At 50.7% G+C, this 18,383-nt stretch carries 18 protein-coding genes; 17 read left to right on the top strand and 1 reads right to left on the bottom strand.

The features are described 5' to 3' along the window. Positions 1-299 precede the first annotated feature (299 nt). The 8 genes from arcC (at position 300) to DWZ40_RS18625 (ending at position 8,703) form a co-directional block, all read left to right on the top strand. Entirely contained in the window at positions 300-1,241 is a 942-nt protein-coding gene (gene arcC, locus DWZ40_RS18660; RefSeq protein WP_118544306.1) for a carbamate kinase, read from the top strand. Positions 1,242-1,410: 169 nt separating this feature from the next. Next, positions 1,411-2,826 carry a dihydropyrimidinase gene (gene hydA / locus DWZ40_RS18655; protein WP_118544305.1) on the top strand — a complete coding sequence of 472 codons (1,416 nt, stop codon included), beginning with the start codon at positions 1,411-1,413 and terminating at the stop codon, positions 2,824-2,826. A gap of 89 nt (positions 2,827-2,915) precedes the next feature. Beyond that, on the top strand, positions 2,916-4,082 hold the full coding sequence (locus DWZ40_RS18650) for a M20 family metallopeptidase (RefSeq protein ID WP_118544304.1): 1,167 nt from the start codon (positions 2,916-2,918) through the stop codon (positions 4,080-4,082). Positions 4,083-4,155: 73 nt separating this feature from the next. Then, positions 4,156-5,190: a selenide, water dikinase SelD gene (gene selD / locus DWZ40_RS18645; protein ID WP_118544303.1), complete on the top strand. Its 1,035-nt coding sequence runs from the start codon at positions 4,156-4,158 to the stop codon at positions 5,188-5,190. A gap of 56 nt (positions 5,191-5,246) precedes the next feature. Continuing rightward, positions 5,247-5,855, top strand: a complete 609-nt coding sequence (gene yedF, locus DWZ40_RS18640) for a sulfurtransferase-like selenium metabolism protein YedF (protein WP_118544302.1) — start codon at positions 5,247-5,249, stop codon at positions 5,853-5,855. Beyond that, positions 5,852-6,997 (top strand): aminotransferase class V-fold PLP-dependent enzyme, encoded by a 1,146-nt coding sequence (locus tag DWZ40_RS18635; protein WP_118544301.1) that lies wholly within the window; start codon positions 5,852-5,854, stop codon positions 6,995-6,997. The genes yedF and DWZ40_RS18635 overlap by 4 nt, the downstream gene beginning before the upstream one ends. Before the next feature lies 1 nt (position 6,998). Further along, the gene (locus DWZ40_RS18630) at positions 6,999-7,235 is read left to right on the top strand and encodes a DUF3343 domain-containing protein (protein WP_118544300.1); all 237 of its coding nucleotides are present in this window, start codon (positions 6,999-7,001) and stop codon (positions 7,233-7,235) included. 112 nt (positions 7,236-7,347) lie between these two features. Beyond that, on the top strand, positions 7,348-8,703 hold the full coding sequence (locus tag DWZ40_RS18625; RefSeq protein WP_347560127.1) for a CapA family protein: 1,356 nt from the start codon (positions 7,348-7,350) through the stop codon (positions 8,701-8,703). Here the strand turns inward: DWZ40_RS18625 and DWZ40_RS18620 are convergent. Beyond that, positions 8,628-9,647 carry a TIGR01212 family radical SAM protein gene (locus DWZ40_RS18620; RefSeq protein ID WP_118544299.1) on the bottom strand — a complete coding sequence of 340 codons (1,020 nt, stop codon included), beginning with the start codon at positions 9,645-9,647 and terminating at the stop codon, positions 8,628-8,630. The two genes, DWZ40_RS18625 and DWZ40_RS18620, sit on opposite strands and share 76 nt — an antisense overlap. A 407-nt stretch (positions 9,648-10,054) precedes the next feature. On the opposite strand from DWZ40_RS18620, the gene DWZ40_RS18615 reads away from it, so the two are divergent. From DWZ40_RS18615 to DWZ40_RS18575, 9 genes are all read left to right on the top strand, one after another. Next, positions 10,055-11,344, top strand: a complete 1,290-nt coding sequence (locus DWZ40_RS18615; protein WP_118544309.1) for a galactokinase family protein — start codon at positions 10,055-10,057, stop codon at positions 11,342-11,344. Between the two features lie 301 nt (positions 11,345-11,645). Continuing rightward, on the top strand, positions 11,646-13,313 hold the full coding sequence (locus DWZ40_RS18610; RefSeq protein ID WP_118544298.1) for a metallophosphoesterase: 1,668 nt from the start codon (positions 11,646-11,648) through the stop codon (positions 13,311-13,313). Further along, complete coding sequence (locus tag DWZ40_RS19900; protein WP_118544297.1) at positions 13,303-13,500, top strand: hypothetical protein; 198 nt, start codon at positions 13,303-13,305, stop codon at positions 13,498-13,500. The genes DWZ40_RS18610 and DWZ40_RS19900 overlap by 11 nt, the downstream gene beginning before the upstream one ends. 73 nt (positions 13,501-13,573) lie before the next feature. Continuing rightward, complete coding sequence (locus DWZ40_RS18600) at positions 13,574-14,443, top strand: YitT family protein (RefSeq protein ID WP_118544296.1); 870 nt, start codon at positions 13,574-13,576, stop codon at positions 14,441-14,443. A 204-nt stretch (positions 14,444-14,647) separates the two neighbouring features. Next, on the top strand, positions 14,648-15,451 hold the full coding sequence (locus DWZ40_RS18595; RefSeq protein ID WP_182430613.1) for an ABC transporter permease: 804 nt from the start codon (positions 14,648-14,650) through the stop codon (positions 15,449-15,451). A 73-nt stretch (positions 15,452-15,524) separates the two neighbouring features. Continuing rightward, a complete protein-coding gene (locus DWZ40_RS18590) occupies positions 15,525-16,502 on the top strand; it encodes a DNA/RNA non-specific endonuclease (protein WP_118544307.1) in 978 nt (325 codons plus the stop codon). 74 nt (positions 16,503-16,576) lie between these two features. Continuing rightward, the gene (locus tag DWZ40_RS18585; protein ID WP_118544295.1) at positions 16,577-17,089 is read left to right on the top strand and encodes an isochorismatase family cysteine hydrolase; all 513 of its coding nucleotides are present in this window, start codon (positions 16,577-16,579) and stop codon (positions 17,087-17,089) included. A gap of 239 nt (positions 17,090-17,328) precedes the next feature. Beyond that, complete coding sequence (locus tag DWZ40_RS18580; protein WP_118544294.1) at positions 17,329-17,628, top strand: hypothetical protein; 300 nt, start codon at positions 17,329-17,331, stop codon at positions 17,626-17,628. A gap of 132 nt (positions 17,629-17,760) precedes the next feature. Further along, positions 17,761-18,348, top strand: a complete 588-nt coding sequence (locus DWZ40_RS18575; RefSeq protein WP_118544293.1) for a hypothetical protein — start codon at positions 17,761-17,763, stop codon at positions 18,346-18,348. The last annotated feature ends 35 nt before the right edge of the window (positions 18,349-18,383 follow it).

Raw genomic sequence — 18,383 nt, 5'->3', positions numbered from 1 at the left:
TGCCCGCAGGAGACTCTTGCAAAGCTGGCTGAGAAAGCAACCGAGAGACATATGGCTTAATCTGCCAACACGGCAGTACCGTAACCGGGAAGGTGACCGGTTATGTTACATCAGTAAATAGGGTACACCCCCTTTTTATACAACAACTTGCTTTGTCAGCGGATGCGCCACTGGCGTCTCCCTGACATGCGATGCAGCAAAAGCGGTGGCAGTCCTTAAACGGGCTGCCATCACTGCTTTGAAAATAAATCATAAGAAATATAGTCCGCAGGAGAAGGCGGACTTTAGGAGATCATGTTATGGGAAAAAGAATTGTAATCGCTCTTGGCGGCAATGCATTGGGGAATAACCTGCCGGAGCAGATGATCGCAGTAAAGAAAACGGCTTCCGCGATCGTAGATCTGATCGAGGCTGGAAATGAAGTGGTAATCGCACATGGAAACGGACCGCAGGTCGGCATGATCCAGAATGCCATGTCCGAGCTGACCCGTTCCAATCCGGAAAAATACATTCCGTGCCCGCTGTCTGTATGTGTGGCTATGAGCCAGGGCTACATCGGTTATGACCTTCAGAATGCGCTGCGCGAGGAAATGTTAGACCGCGGTATCACCACGGGCTGCACCACCATCCTGACCCAGGTAGAGGTTGATGCAAAGGATCCGGCATTCGAGAATCCGACCAAGCCGATCGGTGCATTTATGACCAAGGAAGAGGCTGACAAGATGGTTGCAGAGCAGGGCTACAAGGTTGTAGAGGATGCTGGACGCGGCTACCGCCGTGTGGTTGCTTCCCCGAAGCCACAGTCCATCATCGAGATTGACACCATCCGCAATCTGGTAGAAAATGATTATGTAGTTGTTGCCTGCGGCGGCGGCGGTATCCCGGTATTCGTAACCAAGGGTCATCACTTAAAGGGTGCTGCAGCAGTCATCGATAAAGACTTTGCAGCAGAGAAGCTGGCAGAGCAGTTAAATGCAGACTGCCTGATCATCTTAACCGCAGTGGAGAAGGTTGCCGTTCATTTTGGCAAGCCGGATCAGGAGTGGCTGTCTGAACTGACTCCGGAGACTGCACAGAAGTATATCGAGGCTGGTGAGTTCGCACCGGGCTCCATGCTTCCGAAGGTACAGGCTGCTGTCGCATTTGCAGAGTCTGCACCGGGACGCGAGTCTCTTATCACCCTGCTTGAAAAAGCAAAAGATGGTATCAACGGTCTGACCGGTACCAGAATCCATCAGTAAATAACACAGATACAATATGCAAAGCAATCAGCGGACGCGCCACTGGCGCCTCCTCGATATGCAAAGCAACGAAATAACCGCAGGAGTGGTCTGTCCGCTCTTGCGGTTAAAGTTGCATACAGGGGTAAAACCGAAAGATTTTCGCATAGAAATAGGAGTGAAGAAAACGATGAAAATGATAGTGAAGAACGGAATGCTCTGCACCGAGAGCGGTGTCTATGAAGCAGATATTCTGATCGAAAACGGCGTGATTCGTGAAATCGGGACTGGTCTTGCGGAACATGAGAGCAAACTGGGTTTGGCAGATGCAGAGATTGAAATCGTTGATGCATCTGGAAAGTATGTCTTACCGGGAGCGGTAGACATCCATACCCACATGGATCTGGATGTGGGGATCGCCCGCGTCATTGACGATTTTTACACCGGAACCATTGCAGCGGCCTGCGGCGGCACCACCTCCATTGTGGATCACATGGCATTCGGACCAAAGGACTGCAGCCTGTGGCACCAGGTCAGGGAATATCATAAGCTTGCAGACGGCAACGCCGTGGTAGACTATGGTTTCCACGGCGTGTTCCAGCATGTAAATCCGCAGGTACTGGAAGAGATGGGCGAGATTGCAGAGAAAGAGGGCATCACCAGTTTTAAGGTGTACATGACCTATGGCTACGGACTGAACGATAAAGAACTGATGCAGATTTTAACCCAGGCGAAAAAAGATGGCATTCTGATTGCTTCTCATTGTGAGAATGACGGTATGGTGAACTATTACCGGGAAAAATTTGTGAAGGAGGGGCACACCCAGCCGCGCTACCAGCCGCTCAGCCGTCCGGCCGAGACTGAGGCTGAGGCCGTGAACCGTTTCCTGTATCTGGCAGAATCAGCAGGGGAAGCACCGGTTTATGTTGTACATTTATCCAGCAAACAGGGACTCATGGAAGTGCGCCGTGCGAGAAGACGCGGACAGAAGCATTTTGGCGTGGAAACCTGTCCGCAGTATCTGTTTCTGACAGATGACCGCTACGCAGATGATCAGGAGGGCTTAAAGGCGATCATGGCACCGCCGCTTCGAAAGAAAGAGGATAATGCGGCGCTCTGGCAGGCGCTGGAGGATGGGGAACTGGATGCAGTTGCGACTGACCACTGCCCATTTACCTTTGCCAAACAAAAGCAGCAGGGCGCGAAAGACTTTACCCAGTGCCCGAGCGGAGCTCCGGGTGTGGAGGAACGTCTGCCGCTGATGTTTTCTGAGGCAGTAAAGGGAGAACACCTGACAATCCCGCAGTTGGTGCATTACCTTTGCACCAATCCGGCGAGAATCGCAGGCCTGTATCCAAAGAAGGGTACCATCCAGGCAGGTTCCGATGCAGACCTGGTACTCATCGATCCGAAAAAAGAGTGGACCATTACCACGGAGAAGATGCACGGCAACGCAGACTACACCTGCTATGAGGGCAGGAAAGTGACTGGTTCAATCGAGAAGGTATTCCTGCGTGGCCAAGAGATCGTTTCGGATGGCACTTTTACCGGAATACGCGGGGAAGGACAGTATCTGAAGCGGGGAACGAGCTCTCTGGCAGAATAAGGTAAAACTAGAAGATCTGGTCCGGAGCTTTGGAAAAGCCCCGGAGACGGATACAGCCCGCAAAAAGCGGAAAGAAAGGAAGTACAGACATGCAGAATACGGATGCAGTGGCATGGACGAAGAAATTAGTCGGTATTGAGAGCACAAATCCGGGAAAAGAAGAGCATGAGATCGCCGGATTTTTGGAACAGGAGATCAAGGCAGCACTCCCGGAGTGCGGAGAACTGAAAAAGGATTACACGAAGGATGGACGTCCGGTCCTGATGGCGGTCCTTCCGGGAGAAACAAAGGAAGAACTGGTGTTTATCTGTCACATGGATACCGTTCCGGTCGCCGGTGGCTGGACAAAGAATCCACTGGGAGAGGATGGGGAAGATGGCCGTTTCTTTGGCCGTGGTTCCTGCGATATGAAATCCGGCCTGGCGTCTGCCCTTTGTGCATTTCTGGAGGCAGCAGCGCAGAGGAAGGACACCGGCAAAGTTCCGGAGCGTACCTTAAAGTGGATCGGAACCTGTGATGAAGAAGGGGACATGACCGGTGCGGAGCGTGTCATCGAGCTTGGCTGGGTGACGAAAGACAGCCTGGTAATGGATACCGAGCCGACAGACGGTGAGATCCAGACTGCCCACAAGGGACGATACTGGTTTGAAGTCATCATGCATGGAAAGGCGGCTCATGCAAGCCGTCCGGAGCAGGGCATGGATGCGATCGCCGGAATGGCATATCTGCTGGCTTCTGCCCGCAATCGGATGAAGGAATTAAAGGAAGACCCGTTCCTGGGAAAATCCACGATCGTGTTCGGCGAGATCCAGGGCGGCGTCCATCCGTACCAGGTTCCGGCAGAATGTAAGGTGTCTGTGGATATGCGTGTGGTTCCGCCTTATCACATCGGGGATGTGAAGGCACTTCTGGAAGCTGCCGCAGAGGATGCGGCAAAGGAAATCCCGGGATTACAGGCAGAAATAAAAGTTACCGGAAACCGCCCGCCGATCGCACATCATGAAGATGCAAAGCTGCTGGCATGTCTCAAGGCAGCCGTAGAAGCAGCAACCGGAAAAGCACCGGTGGTTTCTGCATTTCCGGGTTACACCGATACGGCGGTCATTGCCGGAATGACCGGAAACTGTAACTGCCTTTCTTACGGACCTGGCACCCTTGCTATGGCACACAAGGCCGATGAGTACGTGGATGAGGCAGATATCCGCCGGTGCCAGAAAGTGTATGAAGTGTTGGTGGAACGCTGGCTGTGGGCGTAAGGAAAAGTCAGTGGACAGATAAATATCCATGTGCTATCATGAGATTTATGAAATTCCGGAAAGGAGGCATGGCATGGCAGGAGGTTTATTTTGCAGCAGCGGCGGCTGTACAGCGAAGCTGGGACCGGATATCCTGGAGCGGGTATTGAGCCGGATCGAGCGCGGCGCACCGGATAAAAACCTGCTGGTCGGGTTTGACAGCAGCGATGACGCTGCCGTTTACCGCGTCAGCGATGACGTGGCTGTGGTGCAGACCCTGGATTTCTTTCCGCCAATGCTGGAAGATCCTTATGTGTTTGGCCAGATCGCGGCCACAAATGCGCTGAGCGATGTGTACGCCATGGGAGGCGAGGTCATCAGTGCTTTAAACATTGTATGTTTCCCGCAGGATGAGGACTTAAATGTGCTCGGAGAGATCATGCGGGGCGGTTCGGAGAAGGTGGTTGAGGCCGGAGCTGTGCTCTGCGGCGGACATTCCATCAATGACAAGGATGTGAAGTATGGACTTTCCGTCAACGGTGTCGTACATCCGGACCGGATCTATAAAAATAATGGCGGACAGGCAGGCGATGTGCTGATCCTGACGAAAAAGCTGGGTGTCGGGATCATGAACACCGCAAACCGCGTGGGAGTGGCATCAAAAGAAGCCATGGCAGAGGCGATAGCTTCCATGACTACGCTGAACAAATATGCGGCGGCCATTTCCAAACGGTATACGGTACATGCCTGTACGGATGTGACCGGATTCAGCTTTTTGGGTCATTTGCATGAAATGCTGGACAAGCGTCTGTGGGCTGTGGTGGACACGTTGAGTATTCCGTATATCAAAGAGGCATACACCCATGCGGAAAACTTTATGATCACGGCTGCCGGGCAGCGAAACCGCAATCATGTAGGCTCGTTTGTGGACTTTAAGGGTGTTCCGTTCCCGTTAGAAGAAATTTTATTTGACCCGCAGACTTCCGGCGGGCTGCTGTTTGCAGTGCCGCAGGAGGAAGGAAAAGCGCTCTTACAGGAATTAAAAGAGGCTGGACTTCCGGCACAGATCGTGGGAAGAATGATCCAGCCGGGAGATGCCGGATTTCAGAAGGAGATCACGGTGCTATAGGAAGCAGGCAGGATGGAAAGCAGCATGGACGATAACAGAAGGAGAGGAAGAAAACGATGACAACTGTAGATGCAAGAGGCGATGTTTGCCCGATTCCGTTAATGAAAGCGAAAGAGGCAATCAAAAATTTAAATGGTGCAGGTGATGTAGAGGTTCTCGTAGATAACGAGATCGCGGTACAGAACCTGGAGAAGATGGCTGGTCAGATGGGATATGGCGCAGAGTCCTCCAAAACGGAAGAGAAAACCTGGAAGGTGGTCCTTCATGTGAGCGGTCAGGAGAAATCTGCCGAAGAGATCCCGGCAGACAGCTGCCTGGTACCGGCTAAGAAAAAAACAGTAGTTGCCGTGACTGCAGATCATATGGGCGAGGGCAATGAAGAGCTTGGTAAGGTCCTCATCAAAGGATTTTTATTTGCCCAGACCCAGCTTGAGACTCTGCCGGATACGATTTTATTCTACAACGGCGGTGCAAAGCTGACCTGCGAAGGCTCCGATTCCATTGAAGATTTGAAGAAGCTGGAAGCAGCAGGCGTGCAGATTCTGACCTGCGGTACCTGCTTAAACTACTATGGACTGACCGAAAAATTACAGGTTGGCGGTGTCACCAACATGTATGTGATCGCACAGACCATGGCAGAAGCTGACCTGGTTGTACGGCCATGATCTATCTGGACAATGCGGCCACCTCTCTGCACAAGCCGGAGACGGTGGCCGATGCCGTTTATAAGGTCCTGGTTTCCGGCAGTGTCGGCAATGCAGCGCGGGGAAGCAATGAGGCATCTTTGCAGGCACTGCGTCTGGCCGTGGAGACGAGAAGCCGCCTGGGAGAACTGTTTGGGTATCCGCATCCGAATCAGGTGGCATTTTCCATGAATGCAACGGACAGTCTGAACATGGCCATCCAGGGGTTATTTGAGCCGGGAGACCATGTGATCACGACGCAGATGGAGCATAATTCCGTGCTGCGTCCTCTGTACCGGAAAGAAAAAGAGGGCGTGGAGCTGACCATCGTTCCCTGTGATGAACGGGGGCGGCTGTGCCTGGATGTTCTGCAGGGAAGTATCCGGCCGGATACCAAAGCACTGGTCTGTACCCATGCCTCGAATCTGACCGGCAATGTGAACGACCTGGAAAAGCTTGGCTCACTTTGCCATGAAAATGGCACTTTATTTGTGGTGGACGCAGCCCAGAGTGCAGGTCTTCTTCCGATTGATATGGAGCGGATGCAGATCGATGTGCTGTGTTTTTCCGGTCATAAGGGACTTTTAGGCCCCCAGGGAATGGGCGGGATCTGTGTGCGGGAAGGCGTGAAGCTGAAACCGTTTCGTGTGGGCGGCACGGGAATCCGCACGTTTGACAAAGAACAGCCGGATGAGATGCCAACACTCCTGGAAGCAGGAACGCTGAACATGCCTGGGATCGCAGGTCTTCTGGCTGGAGTGGAATACGTTCTGGAGAAGGGAACCGATGCCATCTTCAGGCAAGCAGATGCGTATGCGCGTGCCTTTTATGAGGGAGTGCGGAATCTGCCGGGGATTCAGGTTTACGGAGATTTTGAGGCTGCACTCCGGACTCCGGTCGTGACGCTGAACCTGAAAGATTATGATTCTGCCGCAGTTGCCGATGAGCTGATGCAGCGGTTTGATATAGCAGTCCGCTCCGGCGGTCATTGTGCGCCGCTCATGCATAAAGCACTCAAAACCGGAAAGCAGGGCGCGGTGCGCTTCAGCTTTTCCCATTTTAATACCATGGAAGAAGTACAGGAGGCCGTAAAAGCCATGCGGATCCTGGCCTGGGAGGGATAAGATGCTGAAAAAAGAACTTCATCTGATCATTACGTTTCGCGACACGGTCATGGCCATCCGCATGGAGAAAGCCATGAAGGAAGCAGGACTTCCGGGCCGGATCATTCCGCTTCCCAGTGCCATTTCCGCTGGCTGCGGACTGTGTTTCATGGCGCCTTTGGAGGCGAGAGAAGCCCTGCAGCAGGAAATGGAAAAACAGGAGATTACATGGGAGCTGATCACGGAACTGATGCTCTGATTCCGTGCTTCACGGGAAATTGTATCCTGGGAAATAAAAATGCTCCGCGAAGATGCGCATTTTTATCTCATTTTCTTGTGAATGAGGCTGTAAAGTGGATTGGAGAACAAATATGACGGACAAAATGTGGAAAAACTGGTATGTGCAGCCCACAAAGCCGGAAAAAAGACGGAAAAATTACCGGGGCGGTGTGCTGGTGGCAGCATTGCTGCTGCTACTATCCCTGCCGGGGTGTGGCTATGGATCCTATGAGAAGATCACGACTGCACAGACAGCCGAAAACGGTGCCGGGCAGAGTGAAAACAGAAAAGAAGAAGCCGGGACAGAAAAAGATTACGGTGAGAATACGGCAGCGGAGATTGTGCTGGAGACAGAAGCAGCTGATGCCGGAGCGGCAAGGGGAGAAAATCCGGACGGGGCCCAGGCGAACAATCCGGGCGGGGATCAGGAAAGAAATCCGGGGGAACTTCCGGAAAATCTGGTCGGAAAAGCTGCCGAATTTTCAGAAGACTCTGGCGCTTCCATGTCGATTCTCTTTTCTGGTGACGTGCTTTTGTCAGACTATGTGCTGAATGCCTACAGCCGGGCAGGCGGAATTTCCGGTGTCCTGGACCAGAATTACCGGAATGCAATCCAGTCCGTCGATTATTTTGCAGTCAATGAGGAGTTTCCGTTCAGCAGCCGCGGAACGCAGGCAGCAGACAAGCAGTATACCTTCCGTCTGGCACCGGAAAAGGTTTCCCTGTTTCAGGAAATGGGAATCGATGCCGTGACACTGGCCAATAACCATGCACTGGATTATGGGGTAGATGCACTTCTTGATACTTGTGAGGTACTGGATGGTGCCGGGATTTTGCATACCGGCGCCGGAAAAGACCTGAATGCGGCGAAACAGCCGGTTGTGTTTGAGAAGAATGGACAGAAGGTGGCGCTGATTGGAGCCACCCGCGTCATCCCGGAAGCTGGCTGGGCGGCCACGAACGGGCATCCGGGCATGCTGTCCTCTTATGAGGTTTCGGTAGAGCCTTTGCTCCAGCAGATCGCGAGCTGCCATGCAGATGGAGAAAAGGTGGTGGTCCTGATCCACTGGGGCATCGAGCGCGATGAAAAGCCGCAGGAATACCAGCGGGCGCTGGCGAAGCGCTACATCGATGCCGGGGCAGACCTGGTGATCGGAAGCCATCCGCATGTGCTGCAGGGCATCGAGTATTATAAAGGGAAACCAATCTTTTACAGTCTTGGAAACTTTGTGTTTGGCAGTTCCATCCCGAAAACCATGCTGGTGCAGGCGGAGTTTCAGGGAGAAAACCTAAGTCTTCGCTTGCTTCCGGGAACCTCATCGGGCGGCTATACCCGCATGCTGACGGATTCCGGGGAAATGACACAGTTTTATCAATACTTAGAAAGCATATCGTTTGGCGTATCGATCGGGGCGGACGGCGCAGTCAGCGCACACGCACAGCCCTGAGTGATCCCGCGTTCTTTGAAGCGTCTGGTGAGCGAATTGAGCACCAGGCGCTTATTTGCGCTCCAGAGCGGCGCAATCAGGAGATTTTTCGGTCCGTCCCCGGTGATCCGGTGGATGACAAGCTCCGGCGGCAGCAGGGCGATGCAGTCGATGACCAGATTCAGATATTCATCCAGATCCATGACAGGAACTGGATGCTGTTCATAGACAGTGGCAAGATCCGTTCCCTTTAATACATGGAGGAGCTGCAGTTTGATGCCCTGAATGTCTTGTCCGGCGAGATAGCGGGCTGTCTGCAGCATCTGTTCCCGGCTCTCACCGGGCAGACCCAAAATGACATGGACGATGGTTTCCAGGTTCTCTGCCCTCAGTCTTTTCAGAGCATCGGTGAAGGTAGAGAGCGGGTAGCCGCGGCGGATGAAACGGGCGGTATCCTCATGGATTGTCTGCAGGCCGAGCTCCAGCCAGACCGGCTTTTCCTGGTTTAAACGGGCACACAGCTTTACGACCTCATCCGGCAGACAGTCCGGTCGCGTGCCGATGGAAAGCGCAACCACCTTCGGATGGCGGATGGCAGCGGTAAAGAGTGCTTCCAGATAGGAAAGCGGGGCATAGGTGTTGGTGTAGGACTGAAAATAGGCAATGTAGGCGTCCGGCGCCGTTCCCATCTTATTTTTGATGCGCAGGATGGCAGATTCGATCTGTGCGTTTACGGCGGAAGCTATGGAGGATTCTAAAAATCCGGAGGCTTCTGAAAATGCAAGCGGCGCGGCAAAATCGCCGGATCCGCCTTCGCTGCAGAAAATGCAGCCGCGCGTGCCGAGCGTTCCGTCCCGGTTGGGGCAGGTCATATGGCCATCTAAGGCAATTTTGTAAACCTTTTGGCCGAAGCGGGACTTCATCTCAAAGTCCAGGGAGTGGTAGGGTTTGCCGTTCCAGTTCATGGGTGAGGTATGTTTCCTTTCGCAGTGATTCTTTCGCAACTGTTCGGTAGCTTCACAGTTACGTTCTTTTTTCACTCATATAGATAGTATAGCATAACGGATTCTTTTTGTCTGCGCAATGCGTGGAGCGGATTCTTTTTGCAAAAAGTTGCTGCCGCATGCGCAACGCATAAACGGCAGCGTAAAAAAACACAGATATGTAAAAGAATATTGTATTGCCGGAAAAACAAGCGCTGTGCTATACTGAAAACAAGGTGGCTGTACAGCTTACCCGGTGCATACATTGGGCAGGCAGTCAGAAATCAAAAGAGAGAGACAAAAAGGCGAGAAAGCAGAAAGCCAAAAGGGAAGAATGCCAAAAGCCAAAAGGCGAGAAAGCAAAAGCCATGAAATATGGAGGGGTTAAGATGAACGCAGCAAAAACATTGGAATTGTTACAGTCAGAAGCAGCCAGAGTCCGCATGACCGAATTATACGGAGCCGGACACGTGGACGAGAATATCAGCCGTTATGAGGAGCTGGTGAAAAAATTTCAGGGAAATTTTGGAGAGAAGGATATCCTGATGTTCAGTTCACCGGGAAGAACGGAGATCAGCGGCAACCATACCGACCACAACCATGGCAAGGTTCTGGCCGGAAGCATCAACTTAGACTGTGTGGGAATCGCAGCAAAGAATGACTCCAGCAAGGTCAACATCATCAGCGAAACCTTCAACCAGAAATTTACCATCGATTTAAATGAGCTGCAGCCGAGTGCCAAGAAGGCCGGAACCATTGATCTGGTAAAGGGGCTGTTAAAGGGCTTCCAGCAGTCGGGCTATGAAGTGGGCGGTTTTGATGCGTACATTACCAGCAATGTCATCAGTTCTGCCGGTGTGAGCTCTTCTGCATCATTTGAAATGCTTCTTTGCTCGATGTTAAACCGTTTCTTCAACGATGGACGCATGAATACCGTAGCTTATGCCCACATCGGAAAGTATGCGGAAAATGTGTACTGGGATAAGGCCTCCGGCCTGTTAGACCAGATGGCATGCGCCGTGGGCGGCCTGATCACTATCGATTTCTTAGAGCCGGCTGAGCCGAAGGTCGAGCAGATCGATTTCGATTTTGCATCCCAGAACCACAGCCTCATCATCGTGCAGACCGGAAAAGGCCATGCAGATTTAAGTGCGGATTATTCCTCTGTACCGAATGAAATGAAGAAGGTAGCCCAGTTCTTTGGCAAGGAAGTCTGCGCGGAAGTGACGGAGCAGCAGGTGATCGACAACATCCAGGAGGTCCGTGCTTTTGCCGGAGACCGTTCCGTGATGCGCGCTCTTCATTTCTTTGAGGAGAACAAGCGCGTTGAGGCAGAGGTATCAGCCTTGAAGGAGGGACGTTTCGAGGACTTCTTAACCAACATTACCGCATCCGGAAACTCTTCCTGGAAGTGGCTGCAGAACTGCTACACGACAGCCAGCGTGCAGGAGCAGGGAATCTCCATTGCGCTGGCTCTGACAGAACTGTTCATCGCGGAAAAACAGCGCGGTGCATGCCGCATTCACGGCGGCGGTTTTGCAGGTGTCATCATGGCGATGCTGCCAAATGATATCGTGGACGAGTACATCGACTACATTGAGCATGCCATGGGCGCAGGCAGTGCATACCGCATGAGCATCCGTCCTTACGGCGCAATCTGCGTGAATGATATTATTTAATGCAAACGTTTGTTGCTGGGCACGCATGCGTGAACAGTAACAAACGTTTCGGATTGTTTGCGTATGTGAACAGTAACAAACTTTCTTTTTTCGTCAATCTGTGATATGATGGCGGGCGGTAGTGATGCCGTCCGCCATTTTTTGCTTGGCATATCGAGGAGGCGCCAGTGGCGCGTCCGCTGATTACGAGGCAATATTCAGAGCACATGCGTATCTGCTGTGACGACAGGCGATTGCCAGAATGATTGTTTCTACGGAAATTCCGGCATCACTCCAGACGGAAAGAGGATAAGACCAGAATATGAAGCATTACAAAAGAATCACAGCCCTGATCTACGGGGCACTCCTTTTGATCTGTATTGGAATCGTGTGGTTCCTTGGTGCGTTAAATAAACAGGGAAGCAGTTCACCGCAGGATAAAACAGGGCAGGAAAGCAGTGCGCAGACCGGAGCAGATCAGGAAAAAGAAGAATCAAACGGATCGGATGGTGATAAGAACAGCGGTCCGTCTGGGCAGCAGAACGGATTGGATGAAACAAAAGAGGGGACAGAACGTTCAGAGAGCGGCACCGGAGAGTATGACCAGGAGTCCGAAGAAGCGCGTCAGGACCGCCTGGAGAAGGAACGCCAGAAGTGGCTGGCAGAATACCGGCGGCAGCGGCGCAGGCACCGGAAACCATCTGGGGAGGGAACGGAAACGGAAGAGGAGAAGCCTTACGAGCCGCCGACCCTGATGCTGGCTTCGGACCTTCATTATATGAGTTCCACTACCCATGATGATGGAAAAGCGTTTTGGAGCATGGTGGAGCATGACGATGGAAAGATTGACCAGTACAGCGAAGAAATGCTGGATACGCTGGTGGAGACAGCAATCGAGAATCACCCCACGGCACTGGCTCTGACCGGGGATATTACCTTGAACGGGGAGCGCATCAACCATGAGCTTCTTGCAAAGAAGCTTCAGAAGGTGCAGGATGCCGGGATTCCGGTCGTGGTGATCCCGGGAAATCACGACATCCAGAATAAAAATGCTTCGACTTATTTTGGAGATAAGCGGGAGAAAGCAGAATATCTGGAGAGCGGAAAGGATTTTTATGATATCTATCATGAGTTTGGCTATGACCAGTCTCCGAACCGCGATGAGGCATCGTTAAGCTATGTGTACCCGTTAGATCCGTCCCACTGGCTGTTGATGATGGATTCCTGCATCTACGATGACGGGAACCATGTGGAGGGCCGGATCAGCGATGCGACATTGGGGTGGATGGAAACCCATCTGCGGGTGGCGAAGGAGCATGGCATTCAGGTAATTGTGCTGGCGCACCACAACCTGCTTCAGGAAAGCCGACTGTTCACAACCCAGTGTGAGATGGAAAACGGGCCGGAGGTGACGGCGCTGCTGGAAAAGTACCAGGTGCCGCTTTATATCAGCGGTCATCTGCATGTGCAGCGCATCCGGGAGCATGTGACCGGACCGGGACTGGAAGAAACGCAGGATGGCATTCATGAGATCGTGTTAAGTCCGTATTCCTTCCCGGGCAACCAGTATGGCATGCTGAGCTGGGATCTTCAGGATAACATGACCTTTGAGACCCGCAAGGCCGATGTGGCTGCATGGGCGAAAGCAAACGGATCGGAGAATCCGGAACTGCTGAATTTTGCAGATTGGTCTTTGCAGTATGCAAAATCCGTGATCCAGGAACAGGTAAAGCAGACCATCACCATGGTGCCGGATGACTTAAAGGCAGAGATGGCATCGATGTATGCCGACCTTTATTTCCCGTACTGTCTGGGCGAGGCGGTGCCGTGGAACGATGCGAAAACAACCAAAGCATACACGCTGTGGCAGCGGGTCGATCCGAAGGGAAAGAAATTTAAGGAAATGCAGAGCATGGCGGAAGACAGCCGGACGCCCAGACAAAGCTGGACGGGCGGCGGCCGGCAGCAGACAGGGCAGGATGGATCGTGATGAGGCTGCCAGCGTTGTGGTTTCTTACGATCAGCGCAGGAAATGCGCGGACCTACGGATCCGTTACAAGAATGTTGCTATAAAAAATCCGCGGATAGAAAGGCAAAGTGTCTTTCCAGAAAAGACAGACGCACACTACAGCCTGACAAAAGAAAAACAAGAAAATAGCACAATAGAAATGCTGTAATAAAGCCAATAAGAATAGTGTTTGTTTTTTGAATAGGAACGAGTTATAGTCTCTCTGGCAGAGGGGGAACATTATGGCTACACAGAACATCGAAGATCCGGTCAAACGCAAGATCGTGGAATACGCACTGATCACGGTGAGCATCTGGATCATGGTTGTGGGAATTTACTTTTTCAAATTTCCAAATAACTTTTCATTTGGCGGTGTTACCGGCTTTTCGTCCGTCGTCAGCAGACTGACTGGAATGAATGCCAGTGACTTTACCTTTATTGTAAACACCGGTCTTCTGGTATTGGGATTTTTGTTTTTAGGAACCGATGTGGGCATTAAAACGGTTTATTCCAGTATGCTCATGTCCTTTAGTTTAAGTGCGCTGGATCGCTTTATGCCGATGACAGGAACCATTACCGACCAGCCGATGCTGGAGCTGATCTTTGCAATCTTCCTTCCGGCGATCGGATCTGCAATCCTGTTTAACATTGGCGCTTCCAGCGGTGGAACGGACATCATCGCCATGATCTTAAAGGCACATTCCAGCATGAACATCGGAACCGCACTTTTGGTGGTAGACCTTACTTCCGTTTTGATGTCTTTCTTTGTATTTGGACCGACTACAGGTCTGTATTCATCCCTGGGTCTGATGGCGAAATCCCTGGTGATTGACGGAGTCATCGAGAATATCAATCTCTGCAAGTGTTTTAATATCATCTGCGATCATCCGGACCCGATCTGTGACTTTATCATAGAAGATTTAAACCGCAGTGCCACCGTTTACAAGGCACAGGGGGCGTTTTCCCATCACAGCAAGACCGTCATCATGACAACCATGAAACGCAGCCAGGCGGTACGCCTGCGTAACTATATCAAAAAAGTTGAGCCGACCGCATTTATCCTAATCTCCAACTCCAGCGAGATCATTGGTAAGGGATTTTTGAGTAACTAAGGTTCGGAAACATGTCAAAAACGTAAAGAAAAAGATGGAAAAGCCATCGCAGCTTTCTGGAAGGAAAGCTACGGTGGCTTTTGTGCTGCATGGCATAGGAAGGCAGTATCGGCGGCACATTGGATGCTCCGTGTCCATGCATGCGTGCCCAGCAACACTTCTTTAACATACTATAATATGGAAGACAACACTGGAGGATGGAAAATGTCCGATCAAAGCGCACAGTCTCAGTCCATGATCCGGTTTCAGGAAGCATATATGGAACAGGAAAAACTGCATAAGAGAAAGGTAAGAATCATAAGAAGTATGCTCCTTGTTTTATTTCTTGCCCTCTGGGAACTCTGTACCAGACTGGATATGATCGATGATTTCATATTCAGTTCCCCTTCCAGGGTTCTTTTTTGTTTTTGGAAGATGGTGCGGGACGGGAGTATCTTTTCCCACATCGGAATTACATTATTTGAAACCGTGTTAAGCTTTTTGATCGTTACGGTGGTTGGAATCCTGGCGGCGGTGCTTTTATGGTCCAGCCGGAGTGCATCAGAAATTCTGGAACCATATCTGGTCATGTTAAACAGCCTGCCAAAATCGGCCCTGGCCCCAATGCTGATCGTCTGGATGGGAAGCCATGTGCACACCATTGTGGCGGCATCGGTATCCGTTGCCGTGTTTGGCTCAATCCTGACGCTGCACACCGGTTTTTCCTCGATGGATCCGGATCAGATCCGTCTGATCTACGCCCTTGGCGGCAGCAAAAAGGATGTGCTATTGAAAGTATTGCTGCCAGGGTCCGTGCCGCTGATCTTGAGCAATATGAAGGTGAATGTGGGCTTATGCCTGGTTGGTGTGATCATCGGAGAATTCCTGGCAGCAAGGAGAGGTCTGGGGTATCTGATCATTTATGGCAGCCAGGTATTCCAGCTGGACTGCGTAGTTCTTTCGATTGTACTGCTTTGCCTGTTTTCGGCATTGTTTTATAAGCTGATCGCGCGGCGGGAAAAATCTTGATTTGCGTTTTTTCTTTCTCTGCCTGGCAAATGGTAGTATAATAAAAGAAAAAGTGCTTGGAGAGGTGCTGAATATGAGAAAACTGAATATGTGGTTATGGGGACTTTTGTCTGCTGTATCATTGGGGGTATCAGCTTGTGCTCAGGTACCACAGCAGGAAACAGCGGCTGTTGTGTCTACAGAGTCGCATGTTGCAGACCGTGTCTTGGCTGGAACATCGGCATTTGACCTGGCAGCAGTACCGGCTTATTCTGGTCAGCCATATATCGTTGTTCACGACAATGAACCGTATTTTGCGGATACGGATCTGACCGAAGATTCTTTCGAGACTTACAGTGATCTGGATTCACTCGGAAGATGTGGGACTGCATACGCATCTGTCGGAACAGATTTGATGCCGACACAGGAACGCGGAGCAATCGGGCAAGTGAAACCGTCAGGCTGGCATACCATTAAATATGATAATGTAGACGGAAAATATCTCTATAATCGTTGTCATCTGATTGGTTATCAGCTTACAGCGGAGAATGCCAATGAGAAGAATCTGATTACAGGTACCAGATATTTAAACGTTCAGGGAATGCTGCCTTTCGAAAATATGGCAGCAGACTATATCAAAGAAACCGGAAACCATGTTTTGTATCGTGTGACACCAATTTTTGAAGGAAACAATCTGCTGGCTTCTGGTGTGCTAATGGAGGCAGAGTCTGTAGAGGATAAAGGTGCTGGAGTTCTTTTCTGCGTGTATGTTTACAATGTGCAGCCTGGAATCGAGATTGATTATACAACAGGCGATAGTTCTGATTTCCAAGGTGAATCAACAAAAGAGCAGGTCACGCAAACTGCATCGTCAGAGCAGAACAGTACAGAAACCGTAGAAACTGCAAAGGTCACAGAAACCTATATCCTCAATACCAATACGAAGAAATTTCATCGTCCCTCTTGCTCATCCGTGAAACAGATGAAGGAAAGTAATAAAAAAGCTTTATCTGAGAGCAGGGATGCAATTATTGCTGCCGGGTATGATCCGTGTAAGAAATGCAATCCATAGAGGGCAGAATGAGTGCGCAGATAAAAACAGAATACAGAAAAAGAAATTAAAGTACTTGGAGAGGAAAAAGCGCTATGAGCAAAGTGTTAATCGTAGTAGATATGCAGAATGATTTTGTGACCGGTTCCCTCGGCAGCAAAGAGGCCAGAGAAATTGTTCCGAATGTAAAAAATAAAATTAAACAGTATGCAGATCGTGGAGACCGGATTATCTTTACACGGGATACACACGGAGAAAATTATCTGGATACCCCTGAAGGCAAAAAACTTCCGGTGAAACATTGTCTTCAGGGTACAGAGGGGTGGCAGATTGTACCGGGACTCGAAACAGAACATTGTGAATACGTCGATAAATCGACTTTCGGCTGGATGCATTGGGATGACTTTGGAACTCAGGATGAGATTGAACTGATTGGTGTCTGCACGGATATCTGTGTGGTATCCAATGCACTGATCCTGAAAGCAAAATATCCGGAGGCTGTGATATCGGTGGATGCAAGCTGCTGCGCAGGGGTGACGCCGGAAAAACACAAGGCAGCACTGGAAACAATGAGAAGCTGCCAGATTGATGTGAATGGAGAGGACTGAGTACTGTGATTTTTTTCGAAAATACCGCAGACGGAGGCAACATCAGTGTTTACTTTGGGTATTCTGACGGAAGTGCAGTAATTAAGCATTAGTAGAGGCAGAGCATTATGTGGTAAGGAAAACAGAAAACAGATAGAGAGCCATGCACGCTGCTGAATGATTTCAGTATGGGTGCATGGCTCTTTTTGTTAGACAGCGCGAAATGTCATGAGCGGTTGGAGAAATAATACAATAGGCAAATGCTATATCAGTATCTTCTTTTGATATTTTCCACACACTTAGACTTGCCTGAGACGGATGTGCAAAGCGGACAGATCACGGAAAATCAGACAAGTGTACTCCCGGTCCGCTGGAAAAATGTCATTGCCGGAATTGTGGGAATCCTTTTCGGCTTGTTTTTGATCTGGTTTGTGCTCTGGATCACCAGGGAACCGGATGAAAATAGACTGCCGGGAGAGGGGCGTTTTCTGGTGTTTGGGCCGGAGCTGTGTTATGAAGCGAGGTTTGCACCTGAAACTGCGATTGGAGCAGAAACATAGCCTGTTGGTCATGAGTGGAGAAGTACGATTGCGAAAGAAGGCAGCATCGAGCAGTACCGCGAAAATGCAAAGAACTACAATAATGTAGACTTTAACGCAGAACTGGTAGATGCAGCAGCCATCAAGAAAGATGTGGGCGACTACACTACCGCCAATACCAACGGAAGCGATAAGATCGAGATTACCGTAAACAAGATGTATCCGGGCTACGCACAGGCATTCCGCAGTGACATCTTAAACGTCGGAGATATCGCAGCGAAGCTGAGCAATGTGAAATTCACCGTAGGAAGTGATGAGCCGAGCCTGACTGAAGCAGCGAAGGCTATGTTAGGTATCGCAGTCTTTATCAATCAGGAGCAGTATCATCTTGCTGGCGGACAGAATGGCGAGAATGTCTTTAAGCTTGCAAAAGCACTGAACCTTGGAGACGATGCGTACTTTACCGTCGGAGAAGTTGAGTTTGTCCGCCTGTCCGCTCTGGAGCAGGCAGATCCGGAAGTACTGCGCACAGCTCTGGAAAACGCAGAGATTCTTTGCAGCCCGGCAACCGATAACCGCATGGATCTGTTCATGGGCGTAGCCATGGATCCGGATGCGAAAGGCCAGTACACAACCGGTTCTACTGCGATTATGAATAACGACAATGACGATGTAAAAGGTCAGGTTTCCGCTACAGACCATACTTGGAAACCTGATCTTTTTGCGTTTGGACTCCGCTGACTTGAAAAAGTAAATTCCAGTGCAAAAGTAAATTC

The organism is Clostridium sp. AF32-12BH (assembly GCF_003477935.1).
GTDB lineage: Bacteria > Bacillota > Clostridia > Lachnospirales > Lachnospiraceae > Brotaphodocola.
Note: the sequence above shows the minus strand (reverse complement) of the source record. Positions and strands in the feature narration are given on the sequence as shown.

What these genes read in the sequence shown, in the direction of transcription:
- arcC (WP_118544306.1), top strand. Translation starts at nt 300, where the DNA reads ATGGGAAAAAGAATTGTAATCGCTCTTGGCGGCAATGCATTGGGGAAT.
- hydA (WP_118544305.1), top strand. Translation starts at nt 1,411, where the DNA reads ATGAAAATGATAGTGAAGAACGGAATGCTCTGCACCGAGAGCGGTGTC.
- DWZ40_RS18650 (WP_118544304.1), top strand. Translation starts at nt 2,916, where the DNA reads ATGCAGAATACGGATGCAGTGGCATGGACGAAGAAATTAGTCGGTATT.
- selD (WP_118544303.1), top strand. Translation starts at nt 4,156, where the DNA reads ATGGCAGGAGGTTTATTTTGCAGCAGCGGCGGCTGTACAGCGAAGCTG.
- yedF (WP_118544302.1), top strand. Translation starts at nt 5,247, where the DNA reads ATGACAACTGTAGATGCAAGAGGCGATGTTTGCCCGATTCCGTTAATG.
- DWZ40_RS18635 (WP_118544301.1), top strand. Translation starts at nt 5,852, where the DNA reads ATGATCTATCTGGACAATGCGGCCACCTCTCTGCACAAGCCGGAGACG.
- DWZ40_RS18630 (WP_118544300.1), top strand. Translation starts at nt 6,999, where the DNA reads ATGCTGAAAAAAGAACTTCATCTGATCATTACGTTTCGCGACACGGTC.
- DWZ40_RS18625 (WP_347560127.1), top strand. Translation starts at nt 7,348, where the DNA reads ATGACGGACAAAATGTGGAAAAACTGGTATGTGCAGCCCACAAAGCCG.
- DWZ40_RS18620 (WP_118544299.1), bottom strand. Translation starts at nt 9,647, where the DNA reads ATGAACTGGAACGGCAAACCCTACCACTCCCTGGACTTTGAGATGAAG.
- DWZ40_RS18615 (WP_118544309.1), top strand. Translation starts at nt 10,055, where the DNA reads ATGAACGCAGCAAAAACATTGGAATTGTTACAGTCAGAAGCAGCCAGA.
- DWZ40_RS18610 (WP_118544298.1), top strand. Translation starts at nt 11,646, where the DNA reads ATGAAGCATTACAAAAGAATCACAGCCCTGATCTACGGGGCACTCCTT.
- DWZ40_RS19900 (WP_118544297.1), top strand. Translation starts at nt 13,303, where the DNA reads ATGGATCGTGATGAGGCTGCCAGCGTTGTGGTTTCTTACGATCAGCGC.
- DWZ40_RS18600 (WP_118544296.1), top strand. Translation starts at nt 13,574, where the DNA reads ATGGCTACACAGAACATCGAAGATCCGGTCAAACGCAAGATCGTGGAA.
- DWZ40_RS18595 (WP_182430613.1), top strand. Translation starts at nt 14,648, where the DNA reads ATGTCCGATCAAAGCGCACAGTCTCAGTCCATGATCCGGTTTCAGGAA.
- DWZ40_RS18590 (WP_118544307.1), top strand. Translation starts at nt 15,525, where the DNA reads ATGAGAAAACTGAATATGTGGTTATGGGGACTTTTGTCTGCTGTATCA.
- DWZ40_RS18585 (WP_118544295.1), top strand. Translation starts at nt 16,577, where the DNA reads ATGAGCAAAGTGTTAATCGTAGTAGATATGCAGAATGATTTTGTGACC.
- DWZ40_RS18580 (WP_118544294.1), top strand. Translation starts at nt 17,329, where the DNA reads ATGCTATATCAGTATCTTCTTTTGATATTTTCCACACACTTAGACTTG.